This window comes from Halobacterium sp. KA-6 (genome assembly GCF_021029015.1).
In the GTDB taxonomy this organism is placed as follows: domain Archaea; phylum Halobacteriota; class Halobacteria; order Halobacteriales; family Halobacteriaceae; genus Halobacterium.
The window spans coordinates 772,073-789,677 of the sequence record NZ_JAJJZH010000001.1; the positions used below are offsets into that span (position 1 = coordinate 772,073).

Below are 17,605 nucleotides of genomic sequence, written 5' to 3' on the forward strand. Positions count from 1 at the left end.
GTATGTCTCACTCTGGTGCACCCGGGTCGGGGGACCCGGGGACTGCCCAGTGTTCCCCTGATGGACCGCTCGACCCGGGGCGCTCGGCGGTGGAGGCCGTCGAGTGCGATTCCGCGCGGTTCGTGAACCTCGCGCACGCCTCCGGAGGTATTCAACCGATATACCTCGTGTTGACCGACAGCGACGCCGACGCCACGCAGTTATCACTCACGGACGTGCTATCGATGCCCGAGATACAGAACGCGGTCGCGTACTTTGGTGCGGACACCGACAGCGTCCGCGTGCGCACGCAGCCCGGTCGTCGTGTCGCCCTCGAAGAATACGTGGATGCACTCGCCGAGCGCAACGCGGCGTCCGCCTTCGAGTTCGGCGGACGGACATTCGAACTATCGGTCGTCGTCGGTTAAGCGGCCGCTTCGAACGCGTCCGCGAAGTCCCGGAGTTCGTCGCCCATCCGTTCTGCCGCCGACTGCAGCGCGTCGAGGGGGTCGGTGCCGTCCTCGGTCTTGATAGTGAGCACCGGTTCAGTCTGGCCGCCGGACTGCTCGGGGTTCATGTCGTACGAGGACGCCGCGACGCCCTCGGTCTCGATGAGCGAGCCCTTCAGCCCGTTCATGAACGTGTGGTCTTCCCCGGCAATCTCGATAGTGAGTTCCGCGTCTCCCTTCTCGATAACCCGCAGGTCCATGTATATGGGTTCGCTCGTGGCGCGTTTCAACGTTTCGAACCGTTGGCTCGCGGGCGGACTGTTTATGCAGCCGGGGCCAGCCACGTAGTGGTATGAACGTCTCGCCGGTGGTCGTCGTCGTTGCGACGACGCTTGCCCTCCTTGCGGTGACCGCCGTGGCGCCGCGGTTCCGTCGGTTTTCCTCGCTCGCGCGTGCCGCCCCCGTCGCCGTGCTCGTCGGCATCGCCGCCGCGGCGGCGCTGGAAACGGTCGACGTCTGGACCGCCGCCGCGTACGCGGCCGTCGTCACGTTCGTCGCAACTGGCGTGGGCGTGCTCTCCGTAGGGGAAGGTCGTGCCGCTGTGCGCCGCATCCGCAGCCGACTCCTGTTCGGGATTCCGTGGGGTACGCTCTTGGTTGTCGTCGCGGTCGCCGCATTCTACCTGGTCGTCCAGTTCGGCGCGGCGGGCGCGCCACTGGTCGTGCCGTTCGTCTCGTGGTCGTACTTCTACCCACTCGGGACCGTCACGTCGGCGTTCGCTCACGCCAGCCTCGGCCACGTCACGGGGAACCTCCTCGCGACGGTTGCGCTCGCGCCGCTGGCAGAGTACGCTTTCTCGCACTACCCGACCGAGCGTGGCGAGTCCTCGTTCGGCTCGTGGCGCACCAACCCCTACGTCCGCGCGCTCGTCGTCTTCCCGGCGGCCGTCTTCGGCGTCGGCCTGCTAACCGGCGTGTTCTCGTGGGGCGCAACTATCGGCTTCTCCGGCGTCGTCTACGCGTTCGCAGGGTTCGCGCTCGTTCGCTTCCCGCTGGCGACCGTGCTCGCCGTGTCGGTCCGCGAGGTGCTGTCCCTCTTGTGGACGGTTGTCCACGATCCGATTACGTACGCCTCCGCCTCGCCGTCCTTTTCGACGCCGTGGTGGGCGGGTATCTCCGTACAGGGCCACCTCTTTGGTTTCCTCGTCGGTGCGGTGCTCGCCGCTGCGCTCGTCGTCCGACGCGAGAATCGGCCCTCCGCCGCCCGCATTTGGTTCGGCGCGGTCGTGCTCGCGGCGTCGATGTCGCTGTGGGCGGTGTGGTGGTATGGAGCTACCGACGAGTACGTGCTCTTCCGCGCCCTCGGTGTGCTGCTCGTCGCCGCGCTCGCCGTCCTGCTGACCGCCGCCGTGCGCGCCGACACGAGCACACTGTTCGGCGACGTCTCCACGCGGAAGGCCGCGTTCGTCGTGTTGCTGTTGCCCGTCGTGACAATGTCGATGGTTGCTGTGCCGGTGAACTTCACCACCGTCGCGGACGCTGACCTCCCCGGCGATCCCGTGGAGGTCCGCGGCTACGAGGTGACTTACGCAGAAGACGTCACCAACGAACGCGTCTCCGGCGTGGATATCCCGTACTTCTCGCAGGCGACGAACGTCTCCGCGAGCGGCGTCATCGTCGCCAACCCCGAGCGCGACATCTGGACACAGGAGGTGAGCGCGAGTAGACTCGGGTTCTACGGTGACCAGTCCGTCACCGTCGGTGGCGTCGGCTGGAAGGAGTCCGTCGGCGTCCACCGACGCGGCTGGGTCCCCGCGGGTGCGAGCGCCGTCTACAACGTCTACGTCACGCCGCCCGAGGACGAGACGCGGCACGTCTATAGTTCCGAGAACGCTACCGCGGATCCGGTCGTCGCCGGGCGACAGGTGCGCGTGACGTCGTCGAGCGGCGGTATCGACCTCAACGTCCTGCGCAACAAGACGGTTATCGGCTCGACGGGGATTCCGAGACAGAACGAGACAAACGAGGCCGGCGGGTTGACGTTCGTGCGAAACGGGAGCCGGGTGCTCGCCGAACACGAGAACACGACTATCAGTATCGCGAGCAGGGAGTCCTACGAGTAGCCCGCCCACTCGATGCGGAAGGCTTCGACGTCGAGGCGCTCGCGCTCGCTCGTGTGGAACTCGAACTGGCGCGCGACGTCGAGCTCCGCGGCGAACGCGTGCGTGACCTCGCCGCCCTCGTCGGCCGTGAACGACTCCACGAACGACTCGCTGCCGGCGTTGTGAATCGAGTAAGAGACGCCGGCAATCTCGGCGGTCGCGGCGAGGAACGCGCGGTCGGCGTGCTCGCTGCCGCGCTGCGCGCCGAACGGCGGGTTCATCACGACCGTATCCACGCTCGCCAGCGGCGGCCGCGTCGCGTCGCCGAGCAGCCAGTCGACGCCGACCGCGGGGTCGACGCGCGGTTCGTTCTCGCGGGCGACGGCGAGTGCGTCCGGGTCGCGTTCGACCGCGAGGACGCGCTCGGGGTTCCGGGTGGCGGCACCGAGCGCGAGCATGCCCGTTCCGGTGCCGAGGTCGGCGACTGTGCGGCCGGCGAGGTCGCCGTGGAGGTCCGCGAGGTGGAGGAGGTGGGCGGCGAGGTCCGCGGGTGTCGGGTACTGTTCGAGCGCGGCGCTCGGGTCGCGGAACCCTTCGACCGCCGAGAGGCGCTGTTCGAGCGCGCGCTTCATGCCCGAGCCGAGGGCTCCGGGGGCGAAGAAAGCTCCGTCACGAAGAGAGCGTCAGTTCAGGGAGAGGCCGTCGACGTCGATTGCGAGCCCGTCGCGGCGCGCGCGCTCGGCGACCGCGGAGAGCGCGGGGCGGACTTTTTCGGGGGCGGCGGCCTCGCGTACGTCGACTGTGAGACGGTTCGCGCCGAGGAAGGAGGCGTTCTCGACGACTTCGCGGAGGCGGTCGGCCTCGCGCTGGGTGGCCAGCGAGCAGTCCTCGTCGAAGGCGGCGTCGACGGCGACTTCCGCGGGGACGTAGCCCTCGTCGGCGAGATCGTCGGCGAGCGTGCGGAGGTCCTCGCGGGACGAGTCAGCGATGGTGTCTGCGTCGACGGTCACGGGGGTGGAGTCGGTGGGACGACAGCCCTCTATGGGGCTGGTTCGGCGTGACGTGCTCATGCTACTCACACATACATGGGGGAAATACAAAAAGGTTTTCTAATGCGCAGTAGTAATTAGCCTGTGCGACCGGACCCCGTCGTTATTTGCTGAGACGGCCCGATGTGCGCCCATGGACGCCGGGACGAGTGCGACGGCCGGGTCGATTCACGCCCTCCACGTGGACGACGACGAGGCCTTTGGCGACCTCGCCAGCACGTACCTCGAGCGCGTCGAGTCCCGACTCGACGTGACCGCCGTGAGCACCACGACGGACGCACTCGCCCACCTCGCCGAACACGACGTCGACTGCGTCGTCAGCGACTACGACATGCCGGAGATGGACGGCATCGAATTCCTCGAAGTCGTGCGTGAGGACTACCCCGAGTTGCCGTTCGTGCTGTTCACGGGGAAGGGCAGCGAGGAGGTCGCCAGCGACGCCATCTCCGCTGGCGTCACCGACTACCTCCAGAAGGAGAGCAGCACCGAGCAGTACACCGTGCTCGCGAACCGCGTGCAGAACGCCGTCGAGAAGCGCCGCTCAGAGCGCGCCCTCGACGAGCGCAACCGCCGCCTCGAAACCCTCGTCAGCAACCTCCCCGGGATGGTGTACCGCTGCCGGAACGAACCCGACTGGCCGATGGAGTACGTCGGCGGCGAGTGCGAGCAACTCACGGGCTACACCGCGGCCGCGCTCGAAGGCGACGACGTGGTCTGGGGCGAGGAAATCATCCACCCCGACGACCGCGAGGCGATGTGGACCGCCGTCCAGGACGCCATCGACGACCGCGAGCCCTTCGAGGTCACGTACCGCATCGAGACGCGGGACGGCAACCGCAAGCACGTCTGGGAGCGCGGCCGCGGCATCTACGACGCCGCCGGCGACCTGCGCGGCATCGAGGGGTTCATCACGGACATCACCCAGCAGCGCGAGCGCCAGCACCGCCTCGAACGCGACTACGAACGCCTCGAAGCCCTCTTCGAGAACTCCCCGGACATGGTGAACATCCACGACGCCGACGGCGTCGTCGTCGACGTCAACGAACGCATCTGCGAGGAACTCGGCTACGCCGCCCACGAACTCGTCGGTCGGTCCGTCTGGGACGTGGACACGACGACCGACCGCGAGTCGGTGATGGCGATGGAAGCCGGGATGGAGCACGGCGGCCTCCGGCGCTTCGAGGCGGAGTTCGAGCGCGCGGACGGCTCGACGTTCCCCGTCGAGGTCCACCTCACGGAGCTGGAGGTCGACGGCGAGCGCCAGTTCCTCGCCATCAGCCGCGACATCAGCGAGCGCGAGGCGCGCGAAGCCGAACTCCGCCGACTGAAACGCCAGTACGAGACGGTCTTCGAGAACGCCCAGGACGGCCTGTTCCTGCTGGAGGTCGTCGAAGACGGCGACGACGTCGAGTTCGTCTACCGGCAACTCAACCGCGCCCACGAGGAGATGAGCGGGCTGTCGGCCGACGACATCGTCGGCAAGACCGAGCACGAGGCGTTCCACTCGGCGCTCGGCGACCAGACGGTCTCGCACCACCGCCAGTGCTACGAGCGACGCGAACCCGTCGAATTCGAGGAGGTGTTCGAGTTCCCCGCCGGCGACGTCGTCGTCTCCGGCACCATCTCGCCGGTCGTCGTCGACGGCGAGGTCACACACCTCGTGGGCGTCACGCGGGACGTCACGGAATTCAAGGAGCGCGAACGCGCGCTCCGCCGCGAACGCGACAAACTCGACAAATTCGCGGACATCCTCAGCCACGACCTCCGCAACCCCCTCAACGTCGCGGAGGGGAACCTCGAACTCGCCCGCGAACAGTACGACAGCGACCGCCTCGAAACGGTCGCCAGCGCCCACGAGCGGATGCGCACGCTCATCGACGACGTTCTCGCGCTCGCCCGGCAGGGGCGCACGGCGACCGACCTCGACGACGTCGCACTCGACGCCGCAGCCGAACGCGCGTGGGCGACCGTGGAGACAGAGACTGCGACGCTCGTCGCGGACTCGGCGCTGACGGTGCGCGCCGACGAAGGCCGCCTCGGCCAACTACTGGAGAATCTGTTCCGCAATTCCGTCGAACACTCGAAAAACTCGGCCGACGACTGCGTCACGGTCCGGGTCGGCGACCTCGACGACGGCTTCTACGTCGAGGACGACGGCTCCGGCGTCCCCGCGGGGGACCGCGAGCGCGTCTTCGAGTACGGCTACTCGACGAACGACCGCGGAACCGGCATCGGGCTCAGCATCGTCGCGGAGCTCGTGGACGCCCACGGCTGGGAAATCGAGGTCACTGACGGCGAGGACGGCGGCGCGCGCTTCGAAATTACGGGCGTCGAAACGGCAGCGTAGCTTACCAGGTGCCGTGGAACGTGTCGAAGGAGAGGTCCTCGAGGGGCTTGTTGCCCACCGCAATCTCGTACTCGCCGGGGGTCACCATCGGCTTGTGGAACTGCGGACCGTCGTCGGTGGTGATGCGCGGACAGCCCGTGTTCACGAACGCGTCCATGTCGAAGTTCCGGAGGCGGTCCGGCGTGACTTCGTCCATCGTGATGAGGTAGGCGTTGTCGTTGTTCTCCACGATTTCGTTGGCCTGGTCCCAGCGACCCTGGCCAATCTTCGTGCAGAAGATGACGCCCCACTTCTCGGCGCTCATCGCCTTGTGGACGGTGGCGTAGCGCTGCTTGAGGAACTTCTCCGTGTCCGCGACGGAGACGGAGTTGTTGACGGGGTCGGCGATGACGACCTTCTTCTCGGGGTGCTCCATCGCGAGGCCGAGCGGGTGGAACTTCCCGCCGCCGACGTACAGCACCTGGTCGGCGTCGATGTCCGCGCTCGCGTAGTTGCAGCCTAGGACCTGTCCCTCGTGGGTGAGGCGGTCGTCGCCCTTCCGGGTGTGGACCTCAAAGCCGCGCTCGGTCAGCCACTCTTTCATCTCCGGGAAGAGGTTCATGTGCTGGGCGGTCGTGACGAGCCCGACGTCCTCCTCGTCAAGTTCCTCGAGGGACTGCTCCATGATGGGTTCGACGTCGACGTTCGAGAACAGCGGCACGTAGATGATTTTCTCGGACTCCTTCATCGGGGAGTGGCCGAAGTGGACGAAGACGTCCGTCCGCCGCATCATGTACGTGTCGAGGTCGCAGGCACCGTAGCACGGCTGCCCCGAAATCATCACGCGCGTGTCGTCGGGGAGCAGCTTGCGGAGGTCATCGGCGACCCCGGGCGCGCTGCGCTTCAGCCCCTCGGGGAACTGCAGGCCGACCTTCTCCGCGTCGCGCTCCTCGACCGCCTCCACGATGCGGTCGAGTTCGTAGTCCCACGTTCGGTCGTGTTTCAGGGAGAGTCCGGTGTTCCGGAGGTCTCCTGCCGAACGGGTCTCTTCGTGGCTCATTACACCGCGATACAGGCTTCGTTCGTTTAACCTCGGCGGTTCCGGGGGCGACCGCCCCCGCTTCCGGCACCTTCAAACCGACCGAGCGCCAACCGCCAGGCATGAGCGTCGACTCCGACTCCGCGGCCACGACCGGCACTACGAAGGCCGACGATATCGCGCGCCAGCTCGGCGAAGCCATCGAGGAGTCCCCCGAGTACCAGCGCTACGAGGAGACGAAGGCCGCCGTCGAGAACAGCGAGGAAGTCCAGCAGCGCATCAGCGAGTTCGAGGACCTCCGCCAGGAGTTCATGCTCGCGAGACAGACCGGCGACGCCACTCAGGAGGACGCCAAGAACGTCGAGGACGCCCAGAAGCGCCTCCACGAGCACCCCGTGATGGCGGAGTACCTCGACGCGCAGGACGAACTGGAAGCCAAATTCGAGTTCCTCAACGACCTGATTTCGGAGCCGCTGGACGTCGATTTCGTCGGCGAGTCCGGCGCGTGCTGTCAGGACTAACTGTTTTCTACACAACCTAACCCCGGAACGCTTAGGGGGCGACGCGAGTGACCCGACGGTATGGTCCACTCCGATTGGGGCGACTGGCTGCCGACGGCCGTCGAGCAGTCCACGCCCGCTGGCGTCGCGGTCTGGTATCTCGGCTGCAACGGCTTCGTCCTCAAGGGCGAGGACGGGACGACGCTGTTCATCGACCCCTACCTCGGGACTGGGTCCCCGCCGCGCACCATCCGGATGATTCCGGTGCCGTTCGACCCGCGGGACGTCACCGAGGCCGACGCCGTGCTCGCCACCCACGAACACACCGATCACGTGCATGGACCGAGTCAGGCACCGATTCTCGCCGAAACCGGGGCAGAGTTCTACGCGCCCGACGATTCGCTGGCGGTCGCGCGCGGTGAGGAGGCGTGGGACGACAACTACGCCGTCGACACCGACCAGTACAACGAGATTTCGGAGGGCGACACGTTCGAGGTCGGCGAATTCACGATTCACGTCGAACCCGCCCACGACCCGGACGCCACCCATCCCGTCTCGTACGTCATTGAGCACGATGCGGCCACCATCTTCCACGGCGGCGACACCAAGCCAAGCGACGAGTTCGAGCGCCTTGGTCGCGAGTACGATGTCGACCTAGGAATTCTGGCGTTCGGCGCGGTCGGCAACGTCCCCGACAAGCAGAGCCGCGAGCCCAAGCGCACGCGCTGGTACAACGACGAGAATCAGGTCGTGAAGGCCGCCAGCGACCTCCGCGTCGACCGCCTGCTGCCCTCCCACTGGGACATGTGGAAGGGGCTGACGGCGGACCCGAAGGCGCTGCACCACCACGTCCGGAGTTTCGCGTTCCCGCGCCGCCTTGATCTCGTAGAAATCGGCGACCGCGTGGACGTGACAGACGAGTAACTGACGCCGAGAGTCGGCGGGTAATTTAAGTCCTCGTCCGCGTAGGTGGTGGTATGCACGACCAACCCGCGGGTGGTTCCGATGAGTGACGAAACGGTCGTCGAGACCGACGGCGTCACCGTCAGCAAGTTCTTCAACGCCGAGGACTTCCCAGTCCCGGCGGTCGCCTTCGACATCGACTCCGACCGAGACGACGCGGTCACGCTCCGCATCGTCGACGAGATCCCCGACGAGTTCGGCATCGACCAAATCGGCTTCCACCCCGAGTACGGCAGCGAGCACTGGACGGCCAGCGGCGACGGCGTCGTCCGCTTCGAGCGCGAAATCGAGCCCGGCGAATCCTTCACCACCGTATACGGCGTGCGCATGGAAGAAGGCCAAGACGAGACGCCGTTCCTCTCCGCGCCGACCATCAAACTGGAGGGCGAGGATATCGACGAGGTCGTCCCGCCGGAGTCCACATCGGTCGTCCGCGAACTCGCGGGTGGCGAGCGCGAGACGGTCCCCGGCCTCGAGGAGGAGAGCGAGGAGGTCGGCCTAGAAGCCGACATCGAGGGCGGCATCGAGTCCCTCGAAGAGGAGGACGCCGAAATCCTCGAAGGCGACGTCGACCTCGGCAGCGACGAGGAGTCCGCAGTCGAAGCCAACGAGGAGCCTGTGGACGTCGAGGACGAGACGTTCGAGGAGGAACCGCCAACCGAGCCGGAGGCCGAAGGGTACGGGGCAGAGCAGCCCGAGCCGTCCGCAGCCGAGGAAGAAGAGATAGAGGAGCCCGAGGCTGAAGGATTCGGCGAGGAGGAAGCCGAGGCAGAGGCGGGAGCTGAAGCAGAGTCCGCGCCCGAATCGATCGGCTTCGACGCCAGCGACCTCGTCGCGACGCTCGCGGAGGCCATCCGCAACGACGAGGTCAGCGACGACGACCTCGCGACCCTGCAGGACGCCTTCGGCGGCGTCCCCAACAGTACGCAGGTCGAAATCGAACACCTCCAGAGCCGCGTCTCCGAACTGGAAGCGTACACGGACGCCCTTGAGGAGTTCCTCGACGAGGAAGGAACCGCCCAGCAGCTCGTCAGCGACGTCGAGAATGAGGTCTCCTCGCTGTCCGCGGAACTCGGCGACCTCTCGAACGAAGTCGCGGAAGTGGAGGCGAGCGTCGAGGACGCCGCCGGCGACCGCGAGCAGCTCCGCGAACGCGTCGCGGCGGTCGAAGACGACGTTGGCGCAGTCGAGGACCTCCGCGAGGACCTCGAACGCCTGCGCGGTGACGTCGACGCCATCGATGAGCGCCTCGCAGACACTGAGGACGCCGTCATGGAGGTCGACGAAATCGAGGACGACCTCGAAGACGTCGCTGAGGACCTCGAGGACGTCGAGGAGCACGTCGACGAAATCGAGGAGTGGCGCGACCAGCTCTCGGACGTCTTCGGCACGTAGCGCCGCGACCGCCCATCCGGGGGAATCACAACCGTTTTCGGCGCTCGCCGGCTCTCTTCTCCTATCATGACTGCGCCGGTGCGCGTCGCCGTTCCGCGGAAGGGACGGCCGCTGGAAGCCGTACTCGACAGATTCGCCGCTCGCGCCGACGCGACCGCGGTCGCCGACGACGTGGTGTCGACGCTGCGCTACGAGAAGGCCGTCACGAAAGACGAGCAGGACGCTGAGCGCGGCGTTTACGAGCGCCTGGCCGAGTACAGCGAGCCCGCTGAACCACACCAACCGGACTTCACGCTGCTGCGGGACGCCCGCGCGGGTAAGCCCCGGCGCGTCGTCTTCGACTCGCTGACCCTCGACGTCGAGGGGACGCCCGTCCAACTGGTCGGCCGCGAGGAGCCGTTCCGCGCGCTCCGCACCCACGAATTCGCGCTCGGGTTCGACAGCGCTGACCTCGTGCTCGAAGAGGTCGTCCAACTGGAGCCCGAACCGCTCTCGACCATTGCTGACCTGAACGACCGCATCGACCCCCACGACACGGACGTCCGCGTGATTTCGGGGCTCGGCGACACCGTCTACCACACGCTGCTGGCGACGCCCGCGGCCAAGCAGTCCGTCGGCGCAGAGGAACTCGACCGCGCGTTCCTCGCGGCCTACGAGGGAGAAGTCTGCATCAGCCCGCGCTACGAGCGCCTCGTCCGCGCGGTCCTCGGCACGGACGCCACGCAGGGCGTCGAGTTCGTCTACCCCGATGCGGGCCGCGAGGAGGAAGCCGCCATCGCGGACGTCGGCGTCGGCGTCTACCTCACGGTTACGGGCTCGACCGCCCGCGAGCACGGCCTCGAAGTCGGCGAGCGCCTGTTCCCCAGCGAGACGGTCCTGATGGAGAACCAGTCCGAAGCCGGCGGCGAGGACGTACAGGCGGTCAAGCGCGCGCTCGCCGCGAACGCCGACGAAACCGCGATTCCCCCGCAGTAGGTCGGCGAGAACGACTAACAGTTGCTCGCGCGTAGCGCCGGCCATGCCGACGCTCGGATTCACCGGCGACGTGATGCTGGGCCGCGCCGTCGACGAGCGCCAGCGCACCCGCGACGCCACTGCTGTCTGGGGTGACCTCGAAGACCGGCTCGCCGGGCTCGACGGACTGTTCTGTAACCTGGAGTGTTGTCTCTCCACGCGCGGCGAGCCGTGGACGCGCACGACCCGTGCGTTCCACTTCCGCGCGGACCCCGAGTGGGCGATTCCCGCGCTGAGGGCCGCGGGCGTTGACGGCGTCACGCTCGCGAACAACCACGTCCTCGACTACGGCGAGCGCGCGCTCCGCGACACGCTCGACGAACTCGACGACGCGGGTATCGCTCGCACCGGAGCTGGCCGCGACTGGGACGACGCGCTCGACCCCGCCGTCGTCTCCGTCGGCGACTGCACAGCCGCGTTCGTCGCGTTCACCGATAACACGCCCGAGTACGCCGCCGGCCCGGACAGCCCTGGCACGGCGCGCATAGAGTGCGATGTCGACGACGCGGACACCCGCGAGGTCGTCCGCGAGGCGCTGGACCGTGCGGCCGCCCACGATCCCGACCTGCTCGTTGCGACCCTTCACTGGGGGCCGAACATGGTCGAGACGCCGGCCGAGCAGTACCGCGAATTCGGCCGCTGGCTCGTCGACGAGGGCGTCGACGTCGTCCACGGCCACAGCGCCCACGTCTTCCAGGGCGTCGAACTCCGTGACGGCGCTCCGATTCTCTACGACACCGGCGACTTCGTCGACGACTACGCCATCGACGAAGACCTCCGCAACGACCGCGGCTTCCTCTTCGAACTCGACGTGACCGCCGACGGCGACCCGACCGAACTCCGCCTCCACCCCACAGAAATCGACCACTACAGCGTCTACCACGCCGACGCGGAGGCCGCGGCGTGGTGCCGCGAGACGATGCGCGAGCGCTCCGCCCCCTTCGACACCGAATTCGAGCGCGACGGCGACGACCTCCTCGTCGACCTCGACTGACTCACTCTTCTTTCCGCTTGGCGAGATAGTCGCGGGCGCGTTCCAGCATCTCGTCTTTCAGTCCCACGAAGACGCCGCCCTCTTTCCCGCCGACGAACGTGTTCTCCCCGGGCTCGATAATTTCGTTGATGTCGGGGTGTTCGACGTCGATGTGCGTGACTTCGGCAGCCTCGCCCTCCTCGTGAACGTACACCTTCGCACCCTCTAACTCGTACTTCGACGGGTGTGGCCCGGTCATGCCGTGTCTTCGACGGCCAGCACGTAGGTCCGGTGGCCGGAGTGCTCTGCGGACGCCTACAGCGTCAGCGTCACCGATGCCGTCTCGAGGAACGCCGTCTCGTAGCCCTCGTGGCGCGCGACCTGCGGTGGCGTCCGCACCGAGAGCGTGAGGTCGTCACCTGTTTCGACGCTCGGCACCGCGACGCCGTAGTGGTAGCCGAGGTCCGGGCTGAGCGTCCGCGTCAGCGCGCCCTCGTAGAACGTCTCGCCGTCTCGTTCGAGCGTCACGTCCAGCGCCATCCCCGAGAGCTCGTAGCTGTTGTACCGCGTGCGCGCCGACACCGCGAGATACGCGTCCTCTGGCCGACCGACACGCTCGGCGGACGCGAGATCGGTGACGACGAGGTACGCGTCGTCGATGGCCGCGGTCCCGCGAACTGTCCCCGGCAGGTCCTCGGGTGCTGGCGCAATCGACTTCGGATAACTCGTCTCTCGGGGTGCGAGTGCGCCCGGCTCCCTCGCCTGCTCGATGGGCGTCGACCCGACTCGTGCGCGTGTTTCCTCGGTGAACTCCACGGTCATCTCGGCGGTTTCGGCGCTCTCGAAGCGCCCCTCGAACGCGCCCGTGGTGTGCGCCGAGATGCCGCCGATGGAGACGTTCGCGGTGTACGTGCCGTCGCCGTCGAGCCCGAAGTTCCCGCCGTAGTGGAACCCCATCGGCTGGGAGAGCATCGGATACATCACTTCCTGCGCGAGGAACTCGCCGCGCTCCAACTCGACGGAGACACCCGCGTCCGGCAGCACAGCTCCGGTTTCGTCGTCCCAGACGACCGCCATCAGGTGAATGGAGTCCTCACTCGTCTTCGCGGTCTTCGAGCGCTCCGTGTTCGTCAGCGTCCAGAACGTGTGCGGTACCGTGAACATCAGCGCGACCGTGTAGTCGCCGACAGTCGTCGTCCCCTGCATCGCCATCCGCTCCTCGAACGACTGCACGTAGACGCCGTCGGGCTTCTCGTTGGTTGTTGCCGCGGGCGTCGTCTCTGTCGCGTCCGTGCTCACGTCGCCCGTGCAGCCAGCGAGGAGAGTCGAAGCGGCGAAGACGGAGCCGAGCGCGAGGAACCGTCGGCGGCGCATACCGCGAACAGGGGTCGGCGAACCCATAGCCGCTGTGGTCTCCCGCTCCAGAAGCATTAACCTCGCGTCCCGGGTAGACGCCGGCATGCGCCGCGCCGTCCTCGCCGCCCTCCTCGCGCTCGCGCTCGTGGCGTCCGCCAGCCCCGTCGCCGCCCACGGCAACCACGTCGAGGTCGACAGCCAGCACTCCGCTGACGGCACGGTCGTCGTAGAGGCCGTTCGGCCACTCACGGACGGCTTCGTCGTCCTCCACCGTGCAACCGACGACGGCGAAATCGGCGACCCCGTCGGCCACAGAAGCGTCGACTTCGACGACGGCTTCCAGCAGAACCTCCCCGTCGAGATGGACGCCGATGCGTGGGCCGACTGGCCCGACAACGGGTCGCTGTGGGTGGTGTTCCACGCTGACCGCGACGATGATGGCGAGTTCGACCCCGGCGTCGACGAGCGCGCGTCGGCGTTCGGCGCGACGACCAGCCAGTCGGTGACGCTCGCCAAACGTGACCAGCCAGCCAGCGTCGTCGCCGAGCGCGCGCAGGCCCAGCAGACGGCGTCCGCGACCGCGGTCGTCGACAGCGCTGTGCTCCCCGACGACGGGTTCCTCGTGCTCCGCACGGAGTCAGGCACGGAAGGCCACATTGTCGGCACGAAAGCACTCGATGCCGGCGCTCACGCGGACGTCGGCGTCGACTTCGACTCGTCCGTGTTCTCCGAGAATCGTTCGACTGTCGGGCTGTACGCACAGTTGTACACCGACGGCGGGGATGGCGAGTTCTCCGAGGGCGACCGCCTCGTGCGCGCCGGCGACAGCCCCGTGAGCACGTACTTCCTCGTCTGGCAGGTCGACGAGGTTGCTGCGACGACCAGCGGACTCGTCGTACAGACGCCGTCGAACGACGACAGCGTCGTCACGCCCACGGAAACCGCCGACGCGGCCACCAGCGAATCCGGCACGTCGGTCTGCGGATACGGCGTCGTCCACGCCCTCACAGCGCTCGCGCTCGCCGCCATCGTTCTCGTCCGTCGGTAGTGTCGCTACCCGGACTTACTTCGGCTGGTGGCCGCTATCCGGGCACGCATGATTGTACTCCACGCGACCTTCCCAATCGACCCGGCGCGCCGCGAGGACGCCCTCGACCTCGCCGACCACCTCGTCGAGGAGTCGAACCGCGAAGACGGCGTCATCGACTACCGCGCGGCTGTCGACGTCCAGGACGAGAACCGGATTCGATTCTTCGAGCAGTACGAGGACGAAGCCGCACTGGAAGCCCACGAGAACAGCGACCACTTCCAGCGACTCGAAGCAGAACTCCCGGACCTGCTCGCTGGCGAACCCGAAGTCCTGAAGTTCGACGTCAGCGACGCTACTGAACTCGAACTGTAGTCACCGGTCGGGTTCGGGCAGCGCGCGCAACTCCCGTGGCGGCACGAGGAAGTAGCCGCGCCGGCGCACGAAGATGTACTCCAGAATCCCGTTGTTGACGCGCTGGCGAACCGCCGGCGTCACCTCGGTCACGTCTGTGCCGTTCATCGCGCGACGCACGTCCTTGAACGTCGAAATCTCGCGCTGCAGCGACGGGAAGTGGAGGCTGGCGACGGCGCGGTCGGAGCCGATGTCGTCCGTGGACTCGAAGTGTCGCCGGAGCACGCGTACGTTCCCATCGCTGTCCCGATTAGCACGAGCGGCTTTCTGCGCGTGGCCCACGCGGCCGTACTCGCGGACGTGCTCCTCGATGTCGTCGACGTAGTCGTCCACGCGGCTGTTCGAGCCGAGGTTATTCCCGACGCCTTCTACGAGGTCGTCGGCAGCGTGGCCAGGACTGAACAACTCCATCACGCGCTCGTCGTAGTTCTGTTCGCCGTACCAGTCGTCGAGGCGCTGGCGGAGGTTCGAGACGACCTTCGTGGTGCCGCCCGCGAACGGCCCCGACTGGATGGTGACGTCGTCTTCCGTCGCCTGATTCTCGCGGAAGCCGGCGGTGAATCCCATGAACAGCGGTGACTCCTCGGGGACTGGCTTCGAGTCGGGGATGCCGGCGGCGTCCTGACGTTCGGCGGGCATCCCCGCGCCGACGAAGCCCGTCCGCCGCGATTCGACCGTCAGCACGTCGGTTAGCGCCGCGTCGACACTGATACCGTTCATTTCGTCGCTTCTCCCGGTGAGCGCGTGTTCGGTTTCGAGTACCACGTCTGCGCGGTCGCTGGCGAGGTGGACGAGCACGTCCTGCGTGTCGAAGACCGGGTCTTCGAACGGCGACAGCGGCTCCGGTTGCGGAAGGTCGACGCCCGTGGGCGCGGCGTCGAAGCGCTCGAAATACGCCGGCGAGTACGCCACGGAGAACAGCAGGCCGTCGTTCGACCACTCGTATGCCTCGTCAAGAACGGCGAGCGCACGCTCGACGGTCTCGCGGTCGGATTCCGTGGGCTGGCCGCCGCGGTCCAGCGAGAGGTACAGCAAGGTTTGGTGGCGCGGCAGTTCGACGTTCCCGTACTCGTCGGTGCGCACGTGGTCGTTCCACGCGTGTTGACGAGCCGGCTTCGAGGCGGGAGAGCCGTGTGGTGGCCTGTCGTCGGGTGCGAGGCCAAGACACGCAGAGAGAGCAGCTGTCGTGCCGGTGGCGACGGCGGCCTTCAGCACGTCGCGGCGCGACCAGTCGTAGGGCGGCATTCGGCAGTGGATTCGGTCCGCCGCGGCTTGGGTGTTGTCGTTACTGGGCATTCGAGCTGGAGGCGCGGCTCAGGCAGTCGATAGCGTAACTGAGGCGGTCATAGACTGTTCGCGGAAAACTCCAGCAGCAGGCGTTAGAGCGCTACTTTCGCCCAATCTCGTCGAGAAGACGACCATCGTCGCGAGACACAATTCAATATAGCAGCATGCAATTTATGCACTGGCGTTCGAACGTCACGTCAGCGAGTACACGTTCGCGAGGTAGACCTCGCGGACTCTGTCCCCCCAGTTGTGGGTGTACGTGTCGATGATGTCGTCGGCGACGTCGCCCCGGAGGTACTTCACGACGCCGCGGTCGCCGGTGCGGTCCCGGAGGTGCGTCGTGAAGAAGTGCCGGAAGTAGTGGGGCGTGACGTTCTCGGCGGCGTCGGCGCCACTACGGTACCAGCCCGCTTCTTCGGCGTGTTCGCGGACGAACGACCGCACCATCTCCGGGGTGAGCCGCTCGCCCCACGCGTCTCGTGTGCTCGCAAACAGCGGCTCTGCTGAGGACGGCGTGTCCGGGCGAATCGCCAGCCAGCGCACAAATGCGGCCTTCAGCTCCCCATCAACGGGTACGAGCGTTGCGCGCTTGCGCTTGTTCGACGCGGTGCGTTCCTCGCCGTTCGCCATTTCGCCACGGCTCACGTCCGGGTCGACGAACAGCGTGTCTGGCCGCCCGTCCAGCTGTGCGCGCGTTCCGAGGTCGTAAGCGGACTCGACCGCCGGCGCGTCCAGTGCGAGGTCACGAATATCGAGATTGCAGAGTTCGCCGACGCGCAGCCCGGTTTTCAGCAGTGTGAGGACGACTGCCCGCTCCAGCGGGTGGGTGATTCCGTCGACGAACGACCGCATCTGGGGCATCGAGACCTCGCGGCGAGTCGGGTCCGTGTCGATGGCCTCGTCCATTTCCTGAGTGACCAGCGTCATCGGGTTGCCGTCGAACTCTCCGACCTGGGTCATGTAGCCGTAGAATCGGTTGAGATACGAGGCGTACGTCGCGACTGTGCTGTCGGCGTGGTCGCCGCGGAGTTCGTGCACCCACGCGAGGCAGTCCCGGCGGTCGGCCTCCGCGGGCTCGGTGCCCGTCTCCGCGAGGAACGCCTTGAACTCCCGGAGGACGCGCCCGTACGCCTCACGCGTACGCTCGGATTTTCCGTGGTAGGCCATGTCTTCGAGGAAGTACTCGATCGGGTCTTCGGCGTCGTGGCCGCGCCCGGCGTCGACGGCGCGCTCGCTCATCGGTCCTCCTGACGGACGTAGCCGCCCTGCCGCGGGTCGTGGCGAATCTCCCCGCGCTCGACCAGCGACTGCACCGCTTCGTCGAGGCGGTCCTCGAAGTCACCCGAGAGCTCCGAGACGAGTTGGTCCCACGACACGACGTCCGCCGCAGACACCGATTCGAGGACCCGGTCTTCGAGGTCGCTCCCCCCAGGGGTAGCGTCCCCAGAACCATCTTCCTCGTGGTCGTCCAGAAACCCTCTTCGCCCGGCTTGCACCATCGTCCGCAGGTACTCGCTCTGGGACATGTCGAGCTCGTCGGCGTGCTCGCTCCACGCCGATTTCTGCTCGGTCGGCACGTACGTCTTCACGACCGCGCGGTCGTCACCAGCCATACTCCCTGCATCTTCGCCTGGTAACTTCAGTGTTCCTCCACACACTGATAAGGGTCTTTATCGTCTGAAACAGCACTCTAACGAGGGTAAATACAGTACTACTTTGAATGATTAGTAGAC

Annotated in this window: 19 protein-coding genes; 10 read left to right on the plus strand and 9 right to left on the minus strand. The window is 67.0% G+C overall.

What is annotated here, in order from left to right; translation table 11 throughout:
• Window positions 1–2: 2 nt before the first annotated feature.
• Window positions 3–407, plus strand: coding sequence for a hypothetical protein (locus LPA46_RS04285; protein ID WP_230891533.1), 405 nt, complete (start codon window positions 3–5; stop codon window positions 405–407).
• On the opposite strand, the gene LPA46_RS04290 is transcribed toward LPA46_RS04285, so the two are convergent.
• Window positions 404–688, minus strand: coding sequence for a DNA-directed RNA polymerase subunit L (locus LPA46_RS04290; protein WP_230888357.1), 285 nt, complete (start codon window positions 686–688; stop codon window positions 404–406). The two genes, LPA46_RS04285 and LPA46_RS04290, sit on opposite strands and share 4 nt — an antisense overlap.
• 92 nt (window positions 689–780) lie before the next feature.
• Here LPA46_RS04290 and LPA46_RS04295 point away from each other — a divergent pair, with 92 nt between their 5' ends.
• Entirely contained in the window at window positions 781–2,550 is a 1,770-nt protein-coding gene (locus LPA46_RS04295; protein ID WP_230891534.1) for a rhomboid family intramembrane serine protease, read from the plus strand.
• On the opposite strand, the gene LPA46_RS04300 is transcribed toward LPA46_RS04295, so the two are convergent.
• The gene (locus LPA46_RS04300) at window positions 2,541–3,161 is read right to left on the minus strand and encodes an METTL5 family protein (protein WP_230891535.1); all 621 of its coding nucleotides are present in this window, start codon (window positions 3,159–3,161) and stop codon (window positions 2,541–2,543) included. The two genes, LPA46_RS04295 and LPA46_RS04300, sit on opposite strands and share 10 nt — an antisense overlap.
• 51 nt (window positions 3,162–3,212) lie before the next feature.
• Window positions 3,213–3,599, minus strand: a complete 387-nt coding sequence (locus tag LPA46_RS04305; RefSeq protein WP_230891536.1) for a hypothetical protein — start codon at window positions 3,597–3,599, stop codon at window positions 3,213–3,215.
• A gap of 112 nt (window positions 3,600–3,711) precedes the next feature.
• On the opposite strand from LPA46_RS04305, the gene LPA46_RS04310 reads away from it, so the two are divergent.
• Entirely contained in the window at window positions 3,712–5,925 is a 2,214-nt protein-coding gene (locus tag LPA46_RS04310; RefSeq protein WP_230891537.1) for a PAS domain S-box protein, read from the plus strand.
• Between the two features lies 1 nt (window position 5,926).
• Here LPA46_RS04310 and dph2 read toward each other — a convergent pair whose 3' ends face one another.
• Window positions 5,927–6,964, minus strand: a complete 1,038-nt coding sequence (dph2, locus tag LPA46_RS04315; protein WP_230891538.1) for a diphthamide biosynthesis enzyme Dph2 — start codon at window positions 6,962–6,964, stop codon at window positions 5,927–5,929.
• Window positions 6,965–7,065: 101 nt separating this feature from the next.
• Here dph2 and LPA46_RS04320 point away from each other — a divergent pair, with 101 nt between their 5' ends.
• The 5 genes from LPA46_RS04320 to LPA46_RS04340 all read left to right on the plus strand — a co-directional run bounded on the left by LPA46_RS04320 (window position 7,066) and on the right by LPA46_RS04340 (window position 11,809).
• A complete protein-coding gene (locus tag LPA46_RS04320; protein WP_230891539.1) occupies window positions 7,066–7,464 on the plus strand; it encodes a YlbF family regulator in 399 nt (132 codons plus the stop codon).
• Between the two features lie 60 nt (window positions 7,465–7,524).
• Complete coding sequence (locus LPA46_RS04325; RefSeq protein WP_230891540.1) at window positions 7,525–8,367, plus strand: MBL fold metallo-hydrolase; 843 nt, start codon at window positions 7,525–7,527, stop codon at window positions 8,365–8,367.
• Between the two features lie 81 nt (window positions 8,368–8,448).
• Entirely contained in the window at window positions 8,449–9,801 is a 1,353-nt protein-coding gene (locus LPA46_RS04330) for a hypothetical protein (RefSeq protein WP_230888349.1), read from the plus strand.
• A 66-nt stretch (window positions 9,802–9,867) separates the two neighbouring features.
• Window positions 9,868–10,776, plus strand: a complete 909-nt coding sequence (locus LPA46_RS04335) for a hypothetical protein (RefSeq protein ID WP_230888348.1) — start codon at window positions 9,868–9,870, stop codon at window positions 10,774–10,776.
• 43 nt (window positions 10,777–10,819) lie between these two features.
• Window positions 10,820–11,809, plus strand: coding sequence for a CapA family protein (locus LPA46_RS04340; protein ID WP_230891541.1), 990 nt, complete (start codon window positions 10,820–10,822; stop codon window positions 11,807–11,809).
• Window position 11,810: 1 nt separating this feature from the next.
• On the opposite strand, the gene LPA46_RS04345 is transcribed toward LPA46_RS04340, so the two are convergent.
• On the minus strand, window positions 11,811–12,047 hold the full coding sequence (locus LPA46_RS04345; protein WP_230888346.1) for a hypothetical protein: 237 nt from the start codon (window positions 12,045–12,047) through the stop codon (window positions 11,811–11,813).
• Window positions 12,048–12,103: 56 nt separating this feature from the next.
• Entirely contained in the window at window positions 12,104–13,162 is a 1,059-nt protein-coding gene (locus tag LPA46_RS04350) for a DUF7350 domain-containing protein (RefSeq protein ID WP_230891542.1), read from the minus strand.
• Between the two features lie 85 nt (window positions 13,163–13,247).
• Here LPA46_RS04350 and LPA46_RS04355 point away from each other — a divergent pair, with 85 nt between their 5' ends.
• A complete protein-coding gene (locus LPA46_RS04355) occupies window positions 13,248–14,192 on the plus strand; it encodes a DUF7282 domain-containing protein (protein WP_230891543.1) in 945 nt (314 codons plus the stop codon).
• A gap of 48 nt (window positions 14,193–14,240) precedes the next feature.
• The gene (locus LPA46_RS04360) at window positions 14,241–14,546 is read left to right on the plus strand and encodes a putative quinol monooxygenase (RefSeq protein WP_230888343.1); all 306 of its coding nucleotides are present in this window, start codon (window positions 14,241–14,243) and stop codon (window positions 14,544–14,546) included.
• Here the strand turns inward: LPA46_RS04360 and LPA46_RS04365 are convergent, their stop codons facing one another.
• From LPA46_RS04365 to LPA46_RS04375, 3 genes are all read right to left on the minus strand, one after another.
• Complete coding sequence (locus LPA46_RS04365) at window positions 14,547–15,830, minus strand: DUF7405 family protein (RefSeq protein ID WP_230891544.1); 1,284 nt, start codon at window positions 15,828–15,830, stop codon at window positions 14,547–14,549.
• Between the two features lie 234 nt (window positions 15,831–16,064).
• Window positions 16,065–17,111, minus strand: coding sequence for a tyrosine-type recombinase/integrase (locus tag LPA46_RS04370; protein WP_230891545.1), 1,047 nt, complete (start codon window positions 17,109–17,111; stop codon window positions 16,065–16,067).
• A complete protein-coding gene (locus tag LPA46_RS04375; protein WP_230891546.1) occupies window positions 17,108–17,485 on the minus strand; it encodes a DUF5805 domain-containing protein in 378 nt (125 codons plus the stop codon). Before LPA46_RS04375 ends, LPA46_RS04370 begins: the two co-directional genes overlap by 4 nt.
• Window positions 17,486–17,605 lie beyond the last annotated feature (120 nt).

Coding starts and splice junctions, on each gene's coding strand:
- LPA46_RS04285 (WP_230891533.1), top strand. CDS start 3: ATGTCTCACTCTGGTGCACCCGGGTCGGGGGACCCGGGGACTGCCCAG.
- LPA46_RS04290 (WP_230888357.1), bottom strand. CDS start 688: ATGGACCTGCGGGTTATCGAGAAGGGAGACGCGGAACTCACTATCGAG.
- LPA46_RS04295 (WP_230891534.1), top strand. CDS start 781: ATGAACGTCTCGCCGGTGGTCGTCGTCGTTGCGACGACGCTTGCCCTC.
- LPA46_RS04300 (WP_230891535.1), bottom strand. CDS start 3,161: ATGAAGCGCGCGCTCGAACAGCGCCTCTCGGCGGTCGAAGGGTTCCGC.
- LPA46_RS04305 (WP_230891536.1), bottom strand. CDS start 3,599: ATGAGCACGTCACGCCGAACCAGCCCCATAGAGGGCTGTCGTCCCACC.
- LPA46_RS04310 (WP_230891537.1), top strand. CDS start 3,712: ATGGACGCCGGGACGAGTGCGACGGCCGGGTCGATTCACGCCCTCCAC.
- dph2 (WP_230891538.1), bottom strand. CDS start 6,964: ATGAGCCACGAAGAGACCCGTTCGGCAGGAGACCTCCGGAACACCGGA.
- LPA46_RS04320 (WP_230891539.1), top strand. CDS start 7,066: ATGAGCGTCGACTCCGACTCCGCGGCCACGACCGGCACTACGAAGGCC.
- LPA46_RS04325 (WP_230891540.1), top strand. CDS start 7,525: ATGGTCCACTCCGATTGGGGCGACTGGCTGCCGACGGCCGTCGAGCAG.
- LPA46_RS04330 (WP_230888349.1), top strand. CDS start 8,449: ATGAGTGACGAAACGGTCGTCGAGACCGACGGCGTCACCGTCAGCAAG.
- LPA46_RS04335 (WP_230888348.1), top strand. CDS start 9,868: ATGACTGCGCCGGTGCGCGTCGCCGTTCCGCGGAAGGGACGGCCGCTG.
- LPA46_RS04340 (WP_230891541.1), top strand. CDS start 10,820: ATGCCGACGCTCGGATTCACCGGCGACGTGATGCTGGGCCGCGCCGTC.
- LPA46_RS04345 (WP_230888346.1), bottom strand. CDS start 12,047: ATGACCGGGCCACACCCGTCGAAGTACGAGTTAGAGGGTGCGAAGGTG.
- LPA46_RS04350 (WP_230891542.1), bottom strand. CDS start 13,162: ATGCGCCGCCGACGGTTCCTCGCGCTCGGCTCCGTCTTCGCCGCTTCG.
- LPA46_RS04355 (WP_230891543.1), top strand. CDS start 13,248: ATGCGCCGCGCCGTCCTCGCCGCCCTCCTCGCGCTCGCGCTCGTGGCG.
- LPA46_RS04360 (WP_230888343.1), top strand. CDS start 14,241: ATGATTGTACTCCACGCGACCTTCCCAATCGACCCGGCGCGCCGCGAG.
- LPA46_RS04365 (WP_230891544.1), bottom strand. CDS start 15,830: ATGCCGCCCTACGACTGGTCGCGCCGCGACGTGCTGAAGGCCGCCGTC.
- LPA46_RS04370 (WP_230891545.1), bottom strand. CDS start 17,111: ATGAGCGAGCGCGCCGTCGACGCCGGGCGCGGCCACGACGCCGAAGAC.
- LPA46_RS04375 (WP_230891546.1), bottom strand. CDS start 17,485: ATGGCTGGTGACGACCGCGCGGTCGTGAAGACGTACGTGCCGACCGAG.